The organism is Streptomyces sp. CB03238 (genome assembly GCF_002099185.1).
In the GTDB taxonomy this organism is placed as follows: domain Bacteria; phylum Actinomycetota; class Actinomycetes; order Streptomycetales; family Streptomycetaceae; genus Streptomyces.
In genome coordinates this window covers 50,258-66,892 of sequence record NZ_NBCN01000031.1, presented here as the reverse complement: position 1 = coordinate 66,892, position 16,635 = coordinate 50,258, and the positions used below count along the sequence as shown (strand labels likewise).

Annotated in this window: 12 protein-coding genes; 6 read left to right on the top strand and 6 right to left on the bottom strand. The window is 69.7% G+C overall.

Annotated elements, in window-relative coordinates; all coding sequences use genetic code 11:
• The 3 genes from BKD26_RS35155 to BKD26_RS35145 form a co-directional block, all read left to right on the top strand.
• Window positions 1-2,503 (top strand): Hint domain-containing protein (locus BKD26_RS35155; RefSeq protein WP_241518998.1); only part of this gene is annotated, 2,503 nt, incomplete at its 5' end.
• Entirely contained in the window at window positions 2,504-3,037 is a 534-nt protein-coding gene (locus BKD26_RS35150; protein ID WP_084906669.1) for a hypothetical protein, read from the top strand.
• A 203-nt stretch (window positions 3,038-3,240) separates the two neighbouring features.
• Window positions 3,241-3,465 carry a hypothetical protein gene (locus tag BKD26_RS35145; RefSeq protein WP_084906667.1) on the top strand — a complete coding sequence of 75 codons (225 nt, stop codon included), beginning with the start codon at window positions 3,241-3,243 and terminating at the stop codon, window positions 3,463-3,465.
• 71 nt (window positions 3,466-3,536) lie between these two features.
• Here the strand turns inward: BKD26_RS35145 and BKD26_RS35140 are convergent, their stop codons facing one another.
• From BKD26_RS35140 to BKD26_RS35125, 4 genes are all read right to left on the bottom strand, one after another.
• The gene (locus tag BKD26_RS35140) at window positions 3,537-3,896 is read right to left on the bottom strand and encodes a DUF6256 family protein (RefSeq protein ID WP_084906665.1); all 360 of its coding nucleotides are present in this window, start codon (window positions 3,894-3,896) and stop codon (window positions 3,537-3,539) included.
• A gap of 12 nt (window positions 3,897-3,908) precedes the next feature.
• On the bottom strand, window positions 3,909-4,145 hold the full coding sequence (locus tag BKD26_RS35135) for a DUF6186 family protein (protein ID WP_143662757.1): 237 nt from the start codon (window positions 4,143-4,145) through the stop codon (window positions 3,909-3,911).
• A gap of 110 nt (window positions 4,146-4,255) precedes the next feature.
• Entirely contained in the window at window positions 4,256-5,785 is a 1,530-nt protein-coding gene (locus BKD26_RS35130; protein ID WP_073755204.1) for a UDP-N-acetylglucosamine 1-carboxyvinyltransferase, read from the bottom strand.
• Window positions 5,786-5,835: 50 nt separating this feature from the next.
• Complete coding sequence (locus BKD26_RS35125) at window positions 5,836-6,192, bottom strand: VOC family protein (protein WP_084906661.1); 357 nt, start codon at window positions 6,190-6,192, stop codon at window positions 5,836-5,838.
• Window positions 6,193-6,289: 97 nt separating this feature from the next.
• Here BKD26_RS35125 and BKD26_RS35120 point away from each other — a divergent pair, with 97 nt between their 5' ends.
• Window positions 6,290-6,721, top strand: a complete 432-nt coding sequence (locus BKD26_RS35120; protein WP_084906659.1) for a protein-tyrosine phosphatase family protein — start codon at window positions 6,290-6,292, stop codon at window positions 6,719-6,721.
• Window positions 6,722-6,933: 212 nt separating this feature from the next.
• The gene (locus tag BKD26_RS35115) at window positions 6,934-9,732 is read left to right on the top strand and encodes an aconitate hydratase (protein WP_084906684.1); all 2,799 of its coding nucleotides are present in this window, start codon (window positions 6,934-6,936) and stop codon (window positions 9,730-9,732) included.
• Window positions 9,733-9,793: 61 nt separating this feature from the next.
• Here BKD26_RS35115 and BKD26_RS35110 read toward each other — a convergent pair whose 3' ends face one another.
• Window positions 9,794-10,723 carry a hypothetical protein gene (locus BKD26_RS35110; protein ID WP_107418106.1) on the bottom strand — a complete coding sequence of 310 codons (930 nt, stop codon included), beginning with the start codon at window positions 10,721-10,723 and terminating at the stop codon, window positions 9,794-9,796.
• Between the two features lie 199 nt (window positions 10,724-10,922).
• Window positions 10,923-14,756: a GH92 family glycosyl hydrolase gene (locus BKD26_RS35105; protein ID WP_084906657.1), complete on the bottom strand. Its 3,834-nt coding sequence runs from the start codon at window positions 14,754-14,756 to the stop codon at window positions 10,923-10,925.
• A gap of 397 nt (window positions 14,757-15,153) precedes the next feature.
• Between BKD26_RS35105 and ngcE the strand changes: the two genes are divergently transcribed.
• Entirely contained in the window at window positions 15,154-16,605 is a 1,452-nt protein-coding gene (ngcE, locus tag BKD26_RS35100; protein ID WP_084906655.1) for an N-acetylglucosamine/diacetylchitobiose ABC transporter substrate-binding protein, read from the top strand.
• The last annotated feature ends 30 nt before the right edge of the window (window positions 16,606-16,635 follow it).

Sequence of the window (16,635 nt, the reverse complement as noted above, 5' to 3'; positions counted from 1 at the left end):
GGCGGAAGCGGCGCGGGCGGACGCCAACACCGCCGGCGCGGCGGCCGGTCAGGCCCGGGGCGCGGCCAACACGGCCAGTGGCGCGGCGGTACGGGCGCGGTCGGCCGCCACGGAAGCCGCGGGCGCGGCCGCCCGGGCACGGGCCGCCGCCGCGGAGGCCACCGCGCACGCCGCGCGGGCCAACGCCGCGGCGAACAAGGCCGAGGCGGCCGCCGCTGCCGCCGACGCGGCGGCGAACAAGGCCGAGGCCGAGGCCGCCGCCACCCACGCGGCGGCGCAGCGGGCCGACACCAAGGCCGCCGAGGCCACCGCCCAGGAAGCCCGGGCCGGTATCGCGGCCCACGAATCGGCCCGGCTGGCCGGACTGGCCGCCATCGAGGCCAACAACGCCCTGCAGGCTGCCAACCGCACCAAGGACGAGGCCGACGGCGCGGTCCGTGAGGCCGCCATGGCCAGGCTCCAGGCCGGCATCGCGGTGCAGGCCTCCACGGCGGCCCGCGCGACCGCGGCCGGTATCGCCGACCCGGCCAACACCGCGATCGCCCTGACCGCCCCCTTCTCCGGCAAGGACGTCGACGCCGACTTCGCCGCCGAAGTGGCGGCCGCCGCACAGGAGATGGGCGCACAGCAGGTCGCCTCGGCCGAGGCGAAGGCCGCCGAGGCGGTCAAGGCCGCCGAGGCCGCCGAAGCCGCGGCCAAGCGCGCCAACGCCCAGGTGGCCCCGGCCTTCAAGGCCGCCGCCGACGCGGCACGGTCCTCCGCGAGCGCCGCCCGCTCCGCCGCGGCGGCACTGAAGTCCGCCGCCCAGGCCGCCGAGGACGGCGCCAAGGCCCGGGCCGCCGCGGCGCGCGCCCACCAGGCCGACGCCCAGGCCCAGGCCGACGCCAAACTCGCCCGCCAGGCCGCCAACCAGGCCTACGCGGACGCCACGGCCGCCCGTAAGGCAGCCACCCAGGCCGAAGCCGAAGCAGCCCGCGCCCGTGGCGCCGCGGCCCAGGCCGACAACCACGCCGCCGCGGCCGGCAGCGCCGCCGCCCTCGCCGAGCGGGAGGCCACCGTCGCCCAGGGCGCCGCGGCACAGGCGGAAAAGGACGCCGCGGCCGCGAGCACCCTGGCGGACTCCGCCGAAAAGCACGCCAAGTCGGCGGAAGCGGCGGCCAAGAACGCCAACACGTACGCCCACGAGGCGGACGAGGCGGCGAAGAAGGCCGAGGAATACGAGCGCGAGCAGGAACGCAAGCGCCGCGCGGAGGCCGCCGCACAGGACGGCAAGGGCGGTGGCCCCGAGCTGACCTGGCAGGAGGAGCAGGAGCTCGAAGCGGCCGATATTTCACCCGAGGAGTACGAGCAGGCCCGCAAGCTGGCGGACCAGGAAATCACCGACTTCCTCATGGAAAACGGTGGTCAGATTCTTGTCGACCTCCTCTTCGAGGACATCAAGAAGTGCTTCGGCGACGGCGACATCGAAGCGTGCTTCTGGGCGGCGATCGGCGCCCTGCCCTGGGGCAAGGCGCTGGTCGTCATCAAGAAACTCCCGGACATCGCGAAAGCCATCACCCGCGTCGTCGGCGGCATCGGCCGCTTCCTGGACGAGTCCGCCGCGGCGAAGAAGCTGATCGGCAAGAGTCAGGAAATCCTGGAGAAGTTCCGGAAGACACCTGTGGTGTGCACGCTGGAGGACAACAGTTTCACTCCGGATACGCCGGTACTGATGGCCGACGGCACACGTGAGCCCATCAAGGAAGTCCGGATCGGACAGCGCGTGCTGGCCACCGACCCGACCACCGGCACGACCGACGCACGCGCGGTCACCGATGTGATCGTCGGCACGGGCCGCAAGAACCTGGTGGCCGTCACCATCGACACCGACGGCCGAGCCGGGAACGCCACCGGGACGGTCACTGCCACCGGTGGACACCCGTTCTGGGTGGACAGCCGGCAGCGTTGGGTGAACGCCGAGGATCTCGCGGCGGGTGACCGGCTCCGTGCCCCGTCCGGCCGGCCGGCAGAGGTCACAGGCACCCGTGCGTGGACCGAGATCCGCACGGTCCACAACCTCACCGTCGAGGGCCACCACACGTACTACGTGGCCGCGGGCTCGGCAACAGTCCTGGTGCACAATGCCAAGAAGGACAAGAAGTGCAACTTCCAGATCGACCACGTCGGTCAGGTGGACCAGGACTGGGTGACCAAGGGCGCCCACGTCAACATGAGGGACGGCATGGAAGTGGCGCTCCGCCCGGACGGCAAGGGTGGCATCACGGGCGATGCCATTCGGCTCAAGAAGGGCACCGCCACACAGAAGCAGGTCGACTCCGTCATCGACATGATCAAGTCCAACCCGAAGCTGCGCGCGGACATGATCAGAGTGACGAAATCGGCCAAGGAAGTGTTCGAGTCCAGTGCCAAGGCCATGAAGGAAGGCCGGAACCCGCAGTGGCGCTTCAACAACGACCGCACGGAGGAACTGCAGGCCTTGCTCGAGGCAATGGAGAAGATGTAGATGTCCGACCTGGATTTCTATGCCCACGTCGCCACGCGTGGTGATGTCTTGGGGGCGGGGATCGGCACCACGCCTGCCGAATGGGAGGCGAGGCTGGGGCCCGACTACCTCGACGACAGGTCCCACGGCCTCATGCGCCGCGACTACGGACTCCTTGAACTCTCCTTCCGGGAGGACAAGGACGCGTGGCTGTGCTTCGGCATCAGCGTGCAGGTGCACCGCCTGATCCACGACACCGCCGCCGTTCCGCCCGCCCTCCAGGAGGCGTACGGGCCGTTCGCCCCTCGGGTGGGTTTCGATGACCTGAGTGGCCTGATCCGGAGCAAGGGCCACTCCGTCGAACGGGACGACGACACGACGACCACGGACACCCTTCGGTATCGGGTTCCCGAGTCCGGCGTGCGGATCTTCGTCATCGCCGACCCCGATCCGTACGGATACGGCGACGTCGACCCCGACGACCCCACCCAGCACCAGGTCGGGGACGTCCGCAGCATCAACGTGGCCCCGGACTGGTGGTCGCGAGCCACGTGACGTGACCCATCTGCGGCGGGCACTGGCACCGAGTGCCCGCCGCAGCGCTCCGAACGGTGGACAGCCCGAGCCGGCTCCGGCCACGGCGGCTGACTACATCCGAGTCGTGGAGGGCCCGACGTGCTGAGTCCCACCGAACTGCTGGACGAGGTCCGGATCCGGTCACGGAGAACGGATCGACCGTCCGTGCGCGGGGATTCACGGTGAAGGTGTGCGCGTCACCGCGCGACCGTGATCCGGCCTCGGTGCAGGTCCTGTGGGAGTCGGACGAGAAGCTGGGCGAGCTGATCGTCTGGGGCAATGGAATGGCCGGCATCCAGGCCGCCGACGTCTACTCCGGCGTGATCGTCCGGAACAACCGCCAGGTCTTGACGCGGGAAGACGTCGCGAGCGCCTTCGACCGGCTGATCTCGTCGGCCAAGAAGTGACCGAACAGCCACCGGAGCTCCACCGAGGAACATCCTCGGTGGAGCTCCAGTCGTGCCGGCGACCAGGGAGCCTAACCGCGTCGCCGTGCCGCGACCCATGAGGCGAGGAAGAACACCGGCAGGGTGATGCCGATGAGCAGCGCGGTGCCGGTGACCGCGCTCGACAGGAAGCGGCCGCCCAGATGCGCCACCCCTTGGTAGTAGCCGACCACCACCGCCATCAGCAGCACGTAACCGCCGATCGCGGTGCCCGCGACCTGGCGGATCAGGGCCGGCCAGCCCCGCCCGCCCGGACGCGAAAGGACCCGGCGCGCCGGGGCCCACCGCCGTGCCGGGCGGCGCCGGAGGATGAGCAGCCCGCAGCCGAGGAAGCCCATGACCAGGGCGTAGCCGGTCAGCATGAGCGTGATGTTGAGGGACACCGGAAGCACGGCCGGCTCCTTTCAGGAGGCGTCCTGCAACAGGAAGTGCCAGCCGCGTACGAAGGTGTGCCAGCCGTACCACAGCCACAGGGCGAACAGGGCCCAGCGGCCCACGGGGTAGCGCATGACGGCCCTGGTCGCGTCGCTGAGGGTGGGGAACGCGTCGGCCGGCCGGAGCAGGCCGATGCCTTCCCAGGCGAAGATGGCGCCGAACAGCACGGCCCAGACGAGGTAACCGATCACTGGATGCTCTGCCACTGCGTCTCCCGAGGCGCTCGTGCCGTACGAGGGCTGTCAGGTCGATCATCGGCCACGACCGGCCCCGCCGCTCTTCGTGGAGGGCGACGGGGCCTCAGGAACCCCGGGTCCTAGATGTCCCGGAAGATCTCGATCTGCGCGCCCACCGAGTTCAGCCGCTCCGCCAGGTCCTCGTAGCCGCGGTTGATGACGTAGACGTTGCGCAGCACGGACGTCCCCTCGGCCGCCATCATGGCGAGGAGCACGACCACCGCGGGCCGCAGCGCGGGCGGGCACATCATCTCGGCGGCGCGCCAGCGGGTCGGGCCCTCGACCAGGACGCGGTGCGGGTCGAGGAGCTGGAGGCGGCCGCCCAGGCGGTTGAGGTCGGTGAGGTAGATGGCCCGGTTGTCGTAGACCCAGTCGTGGATGAGGGTCTGGCCCTGGGCCGAGGCCGCGATGGCCGCGAAGAACGGCACGTTGTCGATGTTCAGGCCCGGGAACGGCATCGGGTGGATCTTGTCGATCGGCGCCTCCAGCTTGGAGGGCCGTACGGTCAGGTCCACCAACCGGGTACGGCCGTTGTCGGCGGCGTACTCCGCCGTCCGGTCGTGGTCGAGGCCCATCTCCTCCAGGACCGCGAGCTCGATCTCCAGAAACTCGATCGGTACGCGACGGATCGTCAGCTCCGACTCGGTGACGACCGCCGCCGCCAGCAGGCTCATCGCCTCGACCGGGTCCTCGGAGGGCGAGTAGTCGACGTCCACGTCGATGGACGGCACGCCGTGCACGGTCAGCGTCGTGGTGCCGATGCCCTCGACCCGTACGCCCAGGGCCTCCAGGAAGAAGCACAGGTCCTGGACCATGTAGTTGGAGGAGGCGTTGCGGATGACGGTGACGCCGTCGTGGCGGGCGGCCGCGAGCAGCGCGTTCTCGGTCACCGTGTCGCCGCGCTCGGTCAGCACGATCGGGCGGTCCGGGGTGACGCCGCGGTCCACCTCCGCGTGGTACAGCCCCTCGGTGGCCGTGATGTCCAGGCCGAAGCGGCGCAGCGCGATCATGTGCGGCTCGATGGTGCGCGTACCGAGGTCGCAGCCGCCCGCGTACGGGAGTTTGAACTGCCGCAGCCGGTGCAGCAGCGGGCCGAGGAACATGATGATGGACCGGGTGCGGCGCGCGGCGTCCGCGTCGATGGCGGCCATGTCGAGGTGCGCGGGCGGGACGATCTCCAGGTCCATCCCGTCGTTGATCCAACGGGTGCGTACGCCGATGGAGTTGAGGACCTCCAGGAGGCGGTAGACCTCCTCGATCCGGGCGACCCGCCTCAGCGTCGTACGGCCCTTGTTGAGCAGCGACGCGCACAGCAGCGCCACGCACGCGTTCTTGCTCGTCTTGACGTCGATGGAGCCGGACAGCCGGCGCCCGCCCACTACGCGGAGGTGCATGGGTCCCGCGTACCCGAGTGACACGATTTCACTGTCGAGCGCCTCGCCGATCCGGGCGATCATCTCAAGACTGATGTTCTGGTTACCGCGCTCAATGCGGTTGACGGCGCTCTGACTTGTGGCCAGCGCCTCGGCGAGCTGTGTCTGCGTCCAGCCGCGGTGCTGCCGGGCGTCACGGATGAGCTTGCCGATGCGTACGAGGTAGTCGTCTGCCATGGGGGCAGGTTATCTCAGATATGAGATGAGCCTCGCGCGGGGGTCCGCCGTCAGAGTGACAGGCTGTGCGCCGTGGGGTGTCGTGGCTCGTAGAGCGGCAGTTCGCCGCCGCTCGGCAGCCGCACCGCCGCCAGCAGCCCCCACCCCTGGTCGCTGACGGGCCGCGACACCTCCGCCCCACGGTCCGCCAACGTGCCGAGGGTGCCCTCGATGTCGTCGCACATCAGATACAACTCGTGCTTCGGTTCACCTGGCGTCGGGTGTACGGCGACCTCGGCCGGCGGCAGCTTGAAGATGAGCCAGCCGCGCCCCGCGTCGACGTTGTCGAACCCCAGCACGTCCCGGAGGAACGCCCGGTCGGCGTCGGCGTCCTTGGTGTAGAGGATGACGTGCGCGCCACTGAACATGCTCCGATGCTCAACCCGCCCCGCCCGCCCCGCAACCCCGGCTCCACCGTCCGGGCCGGGCCCCGTGAGCTCCGCCCCCGGCGACTACCGTGAGCGGATGACCGAGACCTGGAACCCCGCCGACCCCGGTGTCCTGCGGCTGCCGTCCGGGCGACTGGTGCGGGGGCGCGGACTGCGCCGGCCGCTGCCGGGCGGGCCCACGCCCGCGTACGGCGTGTATCTGCTCGCCAAGCGGCCCCCCGCCGTCCCCTGGGAGGCCCGCTGGCTGCGCTGGCCCGACTTCCGGCTGCCCAGCAGTCCGGCGGACGCCCGTACCGTCCTCCGCGAGGCGTGGGAGCGCGCCGCCGCCGACCGTGTCGAGCTCGCCTGCGGTGGCGGCCGCGGCCGGACCGGTACGGCTCTGGCCTGCCTCGCCGTCCTGGACGGGGTTCCGGCGGACGAAGCGGTGCAATTCGTTCGACAGAACTATGACCGCCACGCTGTCGAGACGCCCTGGCAGAGACGTTTCGCCCGTCGTTTCACCGCATGATCACCGCATGACACGACAGCCCCCGGGCGCGCCTCGTCGTCCGGGGCGGTCATGTACTAGAGTTATCTCGACATCGAGATATCTGCCGAAAGACGCACCGCAGCCGCGCCAGCCGGTAAGGGTTACCTAACTAAGTCTTACCTTAGCGGATCGGCGAGGAGCCATCGCGGCAGGATGCGGTAAGAACGCGCACATTGATGAAGGAGACTGTCGTGTCGGCGAACAGCTTCGACGCCCGCAGCACGCTGCGCGTGGGCGACGAGTCGTACGAGATCTTCAGGCTGGACAAGGTCGAGGGCTCCGCGCGCCTCCCGTACAGCCTGAAGGTGCTCCTGGAGAACCTGCTCCGCACCGAGGACGGCGCGAACATCACCGCCGACCACATCCGGGCCCTCGGCGGCTGGGACTCGCAGGCTCAGCCGAGCCAGGAGATCCAGTTCACGCCGGCCCGCGTGATCATGCAGGACTTCACCGGTGTGCCGTGTGTCGTCGACCTCGCCACCATGCGCGAGGCCGTCAAGGAGCTCGGCGGCGACCCGGCGAAGATCAACCCGCTGGCCCCGGCCGAGCTGGTCATCGACCACTCCGTCATCGCGGACAAGTTCGGCACCAACGACGCGTTCGCGCAGAACGTCGAGCTGGAGTACGGCCGCAACAAGGAGCGCTACCAGTTCCTCCGCTGGGGCCAGACCGCCTTCGACGAGTTCAAGGTCGTCCCGCCCGGCACCGGCATCGTCCACCAGGTGAACATCGAGCACCTGGCGCGTACGGTCATGGTCCGGGGCGGCCAGGCGTACCCCGACACCCTCGTCGGTACCGACTCCCACACCACCATGGTCAACGGCCTCGGTGTGCTCGGCTGGGGCGTCGGCGGCATCGAGGCCGAGGCCGCCATGCTCGGCCAGCCGGTCTCCATGCTGATCCCGCGTGTCGTCGGCTTCAAGCTCACCGGCGAGCTGCCCACCGGCACCACCGCCACCGACCTGGTGCTGACCATCACCGAGATGCTGCGCAAGCACGGCGTCGTCGGCAAGTTCGTCGAGTTCTACGGTGAGGGCGTCGCCGCCACCTCCCTCGCGAACCGCGCCACCATCGGCAACATGTCGCCCGAGTTCGGCTCCACCGCCGCGATCTTCCCGATCGACGACGAGACCCTGAACTACCTCAAGCTCACCGGCCGCTCCGAGCAGCAGGTCGCGCTGGTCGAGGCGTACGCCAAGGAGCAGGGCCTCTGGCTGGACCCGGCCGCCGAGCCGGACTTCTCCGAGAAGCTGGAGCTGGACCTCTCCACGGTCGTCCCCTCCATCGCCGGCCCCAAGCGCCCGCAGGACCGCATCGTCCTCGCCAACGCCGCCGAGCAGTTCCGGGCGGACGTCCTCAACTACGTCGACGTCGCCGGGCAGCAGGGGCAGCCCACCGCCGCCTCCCCGGTGGACGAGGCCGGCGACGAGTCGTTCCCGGCCAGCGACGCCCCCGCCTACGGCCACGAGGACAACGGCGCGGGCGCCCCGCAGCACTCGGCCGTGGTGCCGGGCGCCGGGCCGTCCCACCCGGTCACCGTGACCGCCGCCGACGGCACGACGTACGAGCTGGACCACGGCGCCGTCACGGTCGCCGCGATCACCTCCTGCACCAACACCTCCAACCCGTACGTCATGGTCGCCGCCGCGCTGGTGGCCAAGAAGGCGGTCGAGAAGGGCCTGACCCGCAAGCCGTGGGTCAAGACCACTCTCGCCCCGGGCTCCAAGGTCGTCACCGACTACTTCGACAAGGCGGGCCTGACCCCGTACCTCGACAAGGTCGGCTTCAACCTCGTCGGCTACGGCTGCACCACCTGCATCGGCAACTCCGGCCCGCTGCCGGAGGAGGTCTCCAAGGCCGTCAACGACCACGACCTTGCCGTCACGTCGGTCCTCTCCGGCAACCGCAACTTCGAGGGCCGGATCAACCCCGACGTCAAGATGAACTACCTGGCGTCCCCGCCGCTGGTCGTCGCGTACGCCCTCGCGGGCTCCATGAAGGTGGACATCACCAAGGACGCCCTCGGCACGGACCAGGACGGCAACCCGGTCTTCCTCAAGGACATCTGGCCCTCCGAGGCCGAGGTGAACGACGTCGTCGCCAACGCCATCGGCGAGGACATGTTCAACAAGTCCTACCAGGACGTCTTCGCGGGCGACGCCCAGTGGCAGGCGCTGCCGATCCCGACCGGCAACACCTTCGAGTGGGACCCGCAGTCCACCTACGTCCGCAAGCCCCCGTACTTCGAGGGCATGACGATGGAGACCACCCCGGTCTCCGACATCACCGGCGCCCGCGTCCTCGCCAAGCTGGGCGACTCGGTCACCACCGACCACATCTCCCCGGCCGGTGCCATCAAGGCCGATACCCCGGCCGGCCAGTACCTCACGGAGCACGGTGTCGAGCGCCGCGACTTCAACAGCTACGGCTCACGCCGCGGCAACCACGAGGTCATGATCCGCGGTACGTTCGCCAACATCCGCCTGCGCAACCAGATCGCGCCGGGCACCGAGGGCGGCTACACCCGCGACTTCACCCAGGACGGCGGCCCGGTGTCGTTCATCTACGACGCCTCCCGCAACTACATCGACCAGGGCATCCCGCTCGTCGTCCTGGCCGGCAAGGAGTACGGCTCCGGCTCGTCCCGCGACTGGGCCGCCAAGGGCACCGCGCTCCTCGGCGTCAAGGCCGTCGTCGCCGAGTCGTACGAGCGCATCCACCGCTCGAACCTCATCGGCATGGGCGTCCTGCCGCTCCAGTTCCCCGAGGGCCAGTCGGCCGAGTCCCTGGGCCTGACCGGCGAGGAGACCTTCTCCATCTCCGGCGTCACCGAGCTCAACGAGGGCACCACGCCCCGCACGGTCAAGGTGACCACCGACACGGGAGTCGAGTTCGACGCGGTCGTCCGCATCGACACCCCCGGTGAGGCGGACTACTACCGCAACGGCGGCATCATGCAGTACGTGCTGCGCAACCTGATCCGCAACTGAGGATCAGGCGCCCGGCGCAAGGGCCGCACCCCCGACGGGGGTGCGGCCCTTCCCGTGTCCGTCACGCCCACGGGGCCATCGGGTACCAGATGACCTCCCGCCGGGCCAGGATCCGCACGTCCCAGTACAGGATCATGAACACCCCCGCGGCGATGAACGCCGCCGCCATCACGGCGGACGCCCGGCGCGGGTCGGCCGCGAACCAGCGGCCCAGCCGGTCACCGGCCAGCAGGGCCATCAGGACGAACAGGACCGCCATGATCAGGACGTTCCCGACCGCCTGCAGGCTGAACGCCACCGCCCCGTAAAGGACGTTGTGGCTCTCCGCCGCGTCCCGGAACAACTGCCGGAACAGGGCGAATGGACGCCCGATGAGGAACGCCCCGATGAGCGCCCCCATCACGAACATCGGCGCGCTCGGGTACCGCGCCGACACCCGCGCCAGCGGATCGGGCACCAGGCCCATGGAAGCCAGCCCGAGACACACCATCACCAGGCCGATGATCCCGTACACCACCATCGCCTGGACCAGCCGCGGCGAAACGCCGGACGACGCCCCGCCCGCGCTCTCCTGGAACTGCGGCATCCCCGTCCCGACCAGCGCGACGATCACCCCGTAGAGCGCCGACACCAGCACCGCCCCCGCGGCCAGTGGTCCCAGCGGCTTGAGCACCTGCGCCAGCCGCCCGCGCCGGGTGCGGACGCTGCCCGCCAGCGGGGCGATCGCACTGAACGCCGCCACGTTGCACGCGGTGAACGTCCCCGCCACACCCGTGGCGAGCGCGAAGGCCACACCGGCCAGGGCGCCTTCGATCGGGGCGTCCCGCACTTCGTGCCCGAGCAGTCCACTGGCGACGTTGTCGCCGATCGTCCGGTCGACGAACTCCGCCGACCAGACCACCGTCAGCGCGAAACCGAACAGGGCGCTGACGAGAATGATCAGTGCCCGCCGCCTGGGGAAGTGGCCGTTGACGAAAAGCGACGTACCCACTGGTGCTGGGGAAGCGGACCGAGACCTCTCCGGAGCGTGCGTCATCAGGCTGCCCTTCACTAGGCATGTCCCCGCCAATTCCGCAACCTAGTGCCGCGTCCCCGCCACCGACATCCAGCGCGAAGAGCGAACGCCCGGACATGGATGGCGACCCGGCGCACGCCTGTCCGCACGCGCGCCGGGTCGGACATCCGCCTGCTCAGCGCAGCAACTCCACCTCCGCCAGCACCGACACCGCGCTCGGCACCAGGCGGTACCTCTCGTACGCACCGGGCCGCGCCACCGTGAACACCCGGGTCTGCCGGTCCCAGGCGAACGACTCACCCGACCGCCGGTCGAGGTCCGTCCACTCCGTACCGTCCCGCGAGCCCTGCAGCACCCAGCCCGCCGGGGCGGTGGCCCGCGCCGACGACGTCAGCGTGTACTGGACCGCCCGCGTGCCGCCCGCCGGAACCGGCAGCTCCACGGCCTCCACCGAGGCGGCCGTCGCCGACGTGTCGTCGAACAACTCGCCCGCGCCCGCCAGCACGTCCCGGGGCGGCGAGGGCACCCGGTCGTCCCGGGTGATGGAGACGGGCGCCGCGCCCGGCCCCGTACCCCATGCCGACGGCTCCGGCCCCATCTCGAACTCCAGCACACCGCCCCGCGCGACGAGCGCGTGCGGCACCGCCGTCGACGTCCAGCGCTTGCCGTTGACCTTCAGGCCCTGGACATAGATGTTCGTCGCGCTGTTCTCCGGGGCCTTGACCACCAGCGTCCGCCCGTTGTCCATCCGTACGGTCGCCCTGGTGAACAGCGGCGAGCCGATCGCGTACTCCCCACTGCCCATCACCAGCGGATAGAAGCCCAGCGCCGAGAACAGCCACCAGGCGGACTGCTCGCCGTTGTCCTCGTCACCGTGGTAGCCCTGCCCGATCTCGCTGCCCGTGTACAGCCGCGACAGCACCTCGCGCACCTTCTCCTGCGTCTTCCACGGCTGCGAGGCGGCGTTGTACATGTACGTGACGTGGTGGGCGACCTGGTTGGAGTGCCCGTACATGCCCATCCGTACGTCCCGCGCCTCCGTCATCTCGTGGATGACGCTGCCGTACGAGCCGACGAACTCCGGCGAGGCGGTCTCGGGCGTCGCGAAGTACGTGTCGAGCTTCTCCGCCAGACCGGAACGCCCGCCGTACAGATTGGCCAGGCCCCGGCTGTCCTGCGGCGCGGTGAAGGCATAACCCCAGCCGTTGGTCTCCGTGTAGTCGTAGCCCCAGACACGCGGGTCGTACGAGGCCGACGGCACCCGCCACTCGCCCTTCAGGTCCCGGCCCTGGAAGAAGCCGGCGTCCTTGTCGAAGAGCGTGACGTAGTTGCGGGCCCGGCCCAGGAAGTACGCCGCCTCCTCCTTGTAGCGGGCCTCGCCGGTCTTCCTGTGGAGCGCGTCGGCCATCCTCGACAGGCCGTAGTCGTTGAGGTAGCCCTCCAGGGACCACGACAGGCCCTCGTGCGTCGCGGTGGAGGCGTAGCCGAGGAACGGGGACGTCCCCATGCCCTTGCGGCCCACGCCAGACGAGGGCGGCACCACCGTCGCGTTCTTCAGCGCCGCCTCGTACGCCGCCTCCGCGTCGAAGTCGACGCCCTTGACGTACGCGTCGGCGAACGCGACGTCCGACGACGTACCGGTCATCAGGTCCGCGTAGCCGGGGGACGACCAGCGGGAGATCCAGCCGCCGTCCTTGTACTGCTGGACGAAGCCGTCCACCAGCTCGCCCGCCTTGCGGGGGGTGAGGAAGGAGTACGCGGGCCAGGTCGTCCGGTACGTGTCCCAGAATCCGTTGTTGACGTACACCCTGCCGTCGACGATCTTCGCGCCGGTGTGCGTCGGGGTGTCCGGCCCGGTCTGCGGCGAGAAGGGGCTGGCGTACCGGTCCCTGCCGTCGACCTTCTCGAAGCCCGAGTTGGGGTACAGGTACAGCCGGTAGAGGTTGGAGTAGAGGGTGACGAGCTGGTCGCGGGTCGCGCCCTCGACGGTCACCCGGCCGAGGATCCGGTCCCACGCCGCTTGTGCCCGTGCCCGTACCCGTTCGAAGCCCGTCCCCGGCGGGATCTCCGAGGCCAGGTTCCGCTTCGCCTGCTCCACGCCGATCAGCGACGTCGCCATGCGCAGCGTCACCGTCCGGTCCGCGCCGGCGTCGAAGCGCAGGTGCCCCTTGACGCCCGCCGACGCGGAGCCGGTGACCGGCGCGTCGAAGACGCCGTACACGAACATCCGGGTCGCGCCGGTCGACAGGCCGCTCTTGACGTCCGAGAAGCCGGTGAAGGACCGGGTCGCCGGGTCGAGCGTCAGCCCGCCCTCGTCGGTGACGTTGTCGAAGACCACCGAGGCGTCCGCGCCCGGGTAGGTGAACCGCATCATCGCCGCGTGGTCGGTCGGGGCAATCTCGGCCTTGATGCCGTTCTCGAAGGTCACGCCGTAGTAGTGCGGCCTGGCCGTCTCCTTCTCGTGGCGGAAGGGCAGGGCGCGGCGGACACGGTCGGTCTCCGGTCTCCCGGCGGCCGCCGACGGCAGCAGCTGGAAGGTCTGCCGGTCGCCCATCCATGGGCTCGGCTCATGGCTGGCGCTGAACGCCTGCACCGTGGGCAGGTTGTCGGCGTTGTTGCCGCGCGCGTACTCGTACAGCCAGCTCTTCGACGCGGCATTGGTCACCGGCGTCCAGAAGTTGAACCCATGGGGTACGGCGGTGGCGGGGAAGGTGTTGCCGCGTGAGAAGGAGCCGCTGGAGTTGGTGCCGCGTACGGTCGAGGCGTAGTCGGAGGGACGGGACCGGTGCTCGGCCGGCGCGGCGCGCTCGATGCCGATGTCGTCGATCCAGCCCTGGAACGTCGCGGGGCCCTTGGGGGAGTCGTACGCCACCAGGATCCGGTCGACGGTCTTGCCGGCCGCGACGGTCCCGACCCCGGCCGTCACCTGGTTCCACTGGTTGACGTAGAGCCGTTTGGCGGCGCCCTGGCCCTGCGGGGTGAGCGCCCCGCCGTGGCTGTCGACGGCGCCCAGCTGGCTCAGGTACGTGCCGTCGGTGAAGGCCAGGTCGACGGCGACGTTGGTGGCCGGGTAGGTCAGGTCCGTCTCCGGCAGGGAGGGGAAGATCCGGTACGACAGCTCGGTGTCGCGCCGCACGGCCGTGTCGACGTCGAAGACCTTGTTGTAGGAGTACGCCCGGCCGCCCGGCCGGTGCGTGCCCGCGTACCGCAGCGCCCGCACCCCGGTGAACCCGGCGTTCGCCTTGGCGGTGGGGGAGCCGCCGGGGCCGCGGTCGACGCGGCTGCGCATGTCGGGCGGGACGGGCGTGGAGGCGTCACCGTTCGAGAACTGGACGTCGGCGAGCTGGGTGATGCCGGTGGCGCCGTTGTTCTCGGTGATCTCCAGCCGGTAATGCGCGTACTCCGTTGAATTGTTGAAGTCGTACGTCCTGGTCTCGAAGCGCTTGGCGAACGTCTGTCCCTCTCGGGTGTCCAGAACCTTCCACTCCGTGCCGTCGGCCGAACCCTTGAGCGTCCAGTTCTTCGGGTCGCGCGGAGCGTGGTCGTTCGCGGAAGTCAGCGCGTATGTCACCACCTTGACGGGTTCGTCCAGATCGAATTCGACCCAGGCGGTGGGGGAGAAGGTGAGCCATTTGGTGCTCGGCTGGAGGTCGACCAGGTTCTCCTTGGTCTCGCCTGCGCCGCTGTTCTCGCCGCTGGCGCGCAGGGCGGTGACCTTGTCGGTGACGTTGCCCGGTATGCCAGCCGAGAAGGCGCCGTCGACGCCGGAGGCCCGCTTGCGGCCGTCGGCGCCCACGTCGACGGTGTCGCGCCAGTCCGGTGGGCGTTCGTCCGCCTCGAAGGACGTGTGGAACTCCTGGCCGGCCACGGCGGGTTGGCCGGGCAGGGTGAGGGCGGCGGCCGGCGGGGTGGCCGCCGCGATCAGTGAAGCGGCCGCCACGAGGGCGGCCGTACGGGGGTGTCGGTGACGGATTCTCGGTGCGGACGTGCTGGGCTGTCTGGGCTGCATCCCGCGTCCTGCCTCCTGCCGAAGCGCGTTGGACAACGTTGTCAGACGATCTGCGCACGAACAGTAGGGAGGTAAGTGATATGCGGTGTCAAGGGTGTTGGCGTGACGGGAAGATCGAATTCAGCCGTTCTGCCGAACCTTCGCGACACGAATGCGCACCCGGCGGTTCCGGGTTTCCCTGAGGTCTCAACTCGGGAAAGACTGCTGCCCAAAGTTGCTTTCGATCTTGCTCAGTTGACGAGAAGTGGACTATACCTGTCGGCGTCCAGCACTGCACGACCACCCAGCACCTGCACGACCCAGCAATTGACCGCGGTGGCGGGGCCCTTTCGCCTCTGGCGAGCAGGACGGGCGACCGGTACACCGCCTGAGTCCTGGAGAAGGCGAGGACTTGCGCATGGGATCCACCTCCGCCCGCAACGACGGTGACGGCCTCGGCCGTCGCGATCTGATCAAGCGGTCCGCCGCGCTCGGCCTGATCACCGTACCCACCATGGGCGTCCTGTCCGCCTGCGCCACCGGTGGTGGTGGCGGCAACGACAAGGAGACCAAGGCCCCCCGCGGCCCCAAGTCCGAGAAGAACCCGCTCGGCGTGGCCAAGGGCGCCCCGCTGGAGGCGTTCATCTTCAAGGGCGGACTCGGCGACCAGTACGCCAAGGACGCCGAGGCCGACTACAAGGCCACCTACGGCGCCGAGGTCAAGCACACCGGCACCCAGCAGGTCGGCCCCAAGCTCACCCCGCGCTTCGCGGGCGGCAACCCGCCGGACGTCATCGACAACTCCGGCGCCGACCACCTCGACATGAACAAGCTGTCCACCCAGGGCCAGCTCCAGGACCTCGCCCCGCTGCTCGACGCGCCGTCGCTCGACGACCCGGCGAAGAAGGTCCGCGACACGATCCACCCGAGCACCGTCGAGAAGGGCAAGCACGGCGACACCTTCGACGTGCTCTACTACGCCTTCACCATCTACGGCACCTGGTACTCGCAGAAGCTGCTCGCCGACAAGGGCTGGACGTACCCCAAGACCCTCTCCGAGATGGTCACCCTCTGCGGCGAGATCAAGAAGGCCGGCATCGCCCCCTGGACGTACGCGGGCAAATTCCCCTACTACGTACACTTCAACCTCTTCGCCCAGATCGCCAAGATCGGCGGCATGGAGAAGTGGATCGCGATCGACAACCTGGAGCCGGGCGCCTGGACCTCCAACGACGCGGTCAAGGAGGTCGTCGAGCACTACGAGGAGCTCGCGGCCAAGAGGTACTTCCTCGAAGGCAGCCAGGGCCTGACCCACATCCAGTCCCAGACCGCCTGGAACAAGGGCAAGGCCGTCTTCATCCCCAACGGCTCCTGGGTCGAGAACGAGGCCGCCCCCACCACGCCCGCCGACTTCGGCATGGCCGTCGGCGCCCTCTTCGACGGCACCGGCGACAAGATGCCGCACGGCACCCTGCGCGCCGAGCCGAGCGAGCCGTACATCGTCGCGGCCAAGGGCAAGAACCCGGCCGGCGGCATGGAACTGCTGCGCATCATGCTCTCCAAGAAGCACGCCCAGAACTTCGCGACGAAGGTGAAGTCCCTGACCTGTGTCATGGACGCCACCCAGGGCATGACTCTCTCGCCCGGCCTCGCCTCCGCCAGCAAGGTCTTCAAGGAGGCGGGGGACAACCTGATCAGTCTTCAGCTCCAGGAGTGGTACCCGGCGCTCACCGACGAGAAGATCGGCGGCCTGACCGGCCAGCTGCTCGCCGGCGAGCTGAAGGCCGCCGACTGGATCAAGAAGACGCAGGCCGAGTGCGACAAGGTGGCCAAGGACGACTCCGTCACCAAGTTCAAGCGCACCGTGTGACATGTCGGACCGCCTGACCTGACAGTTCGA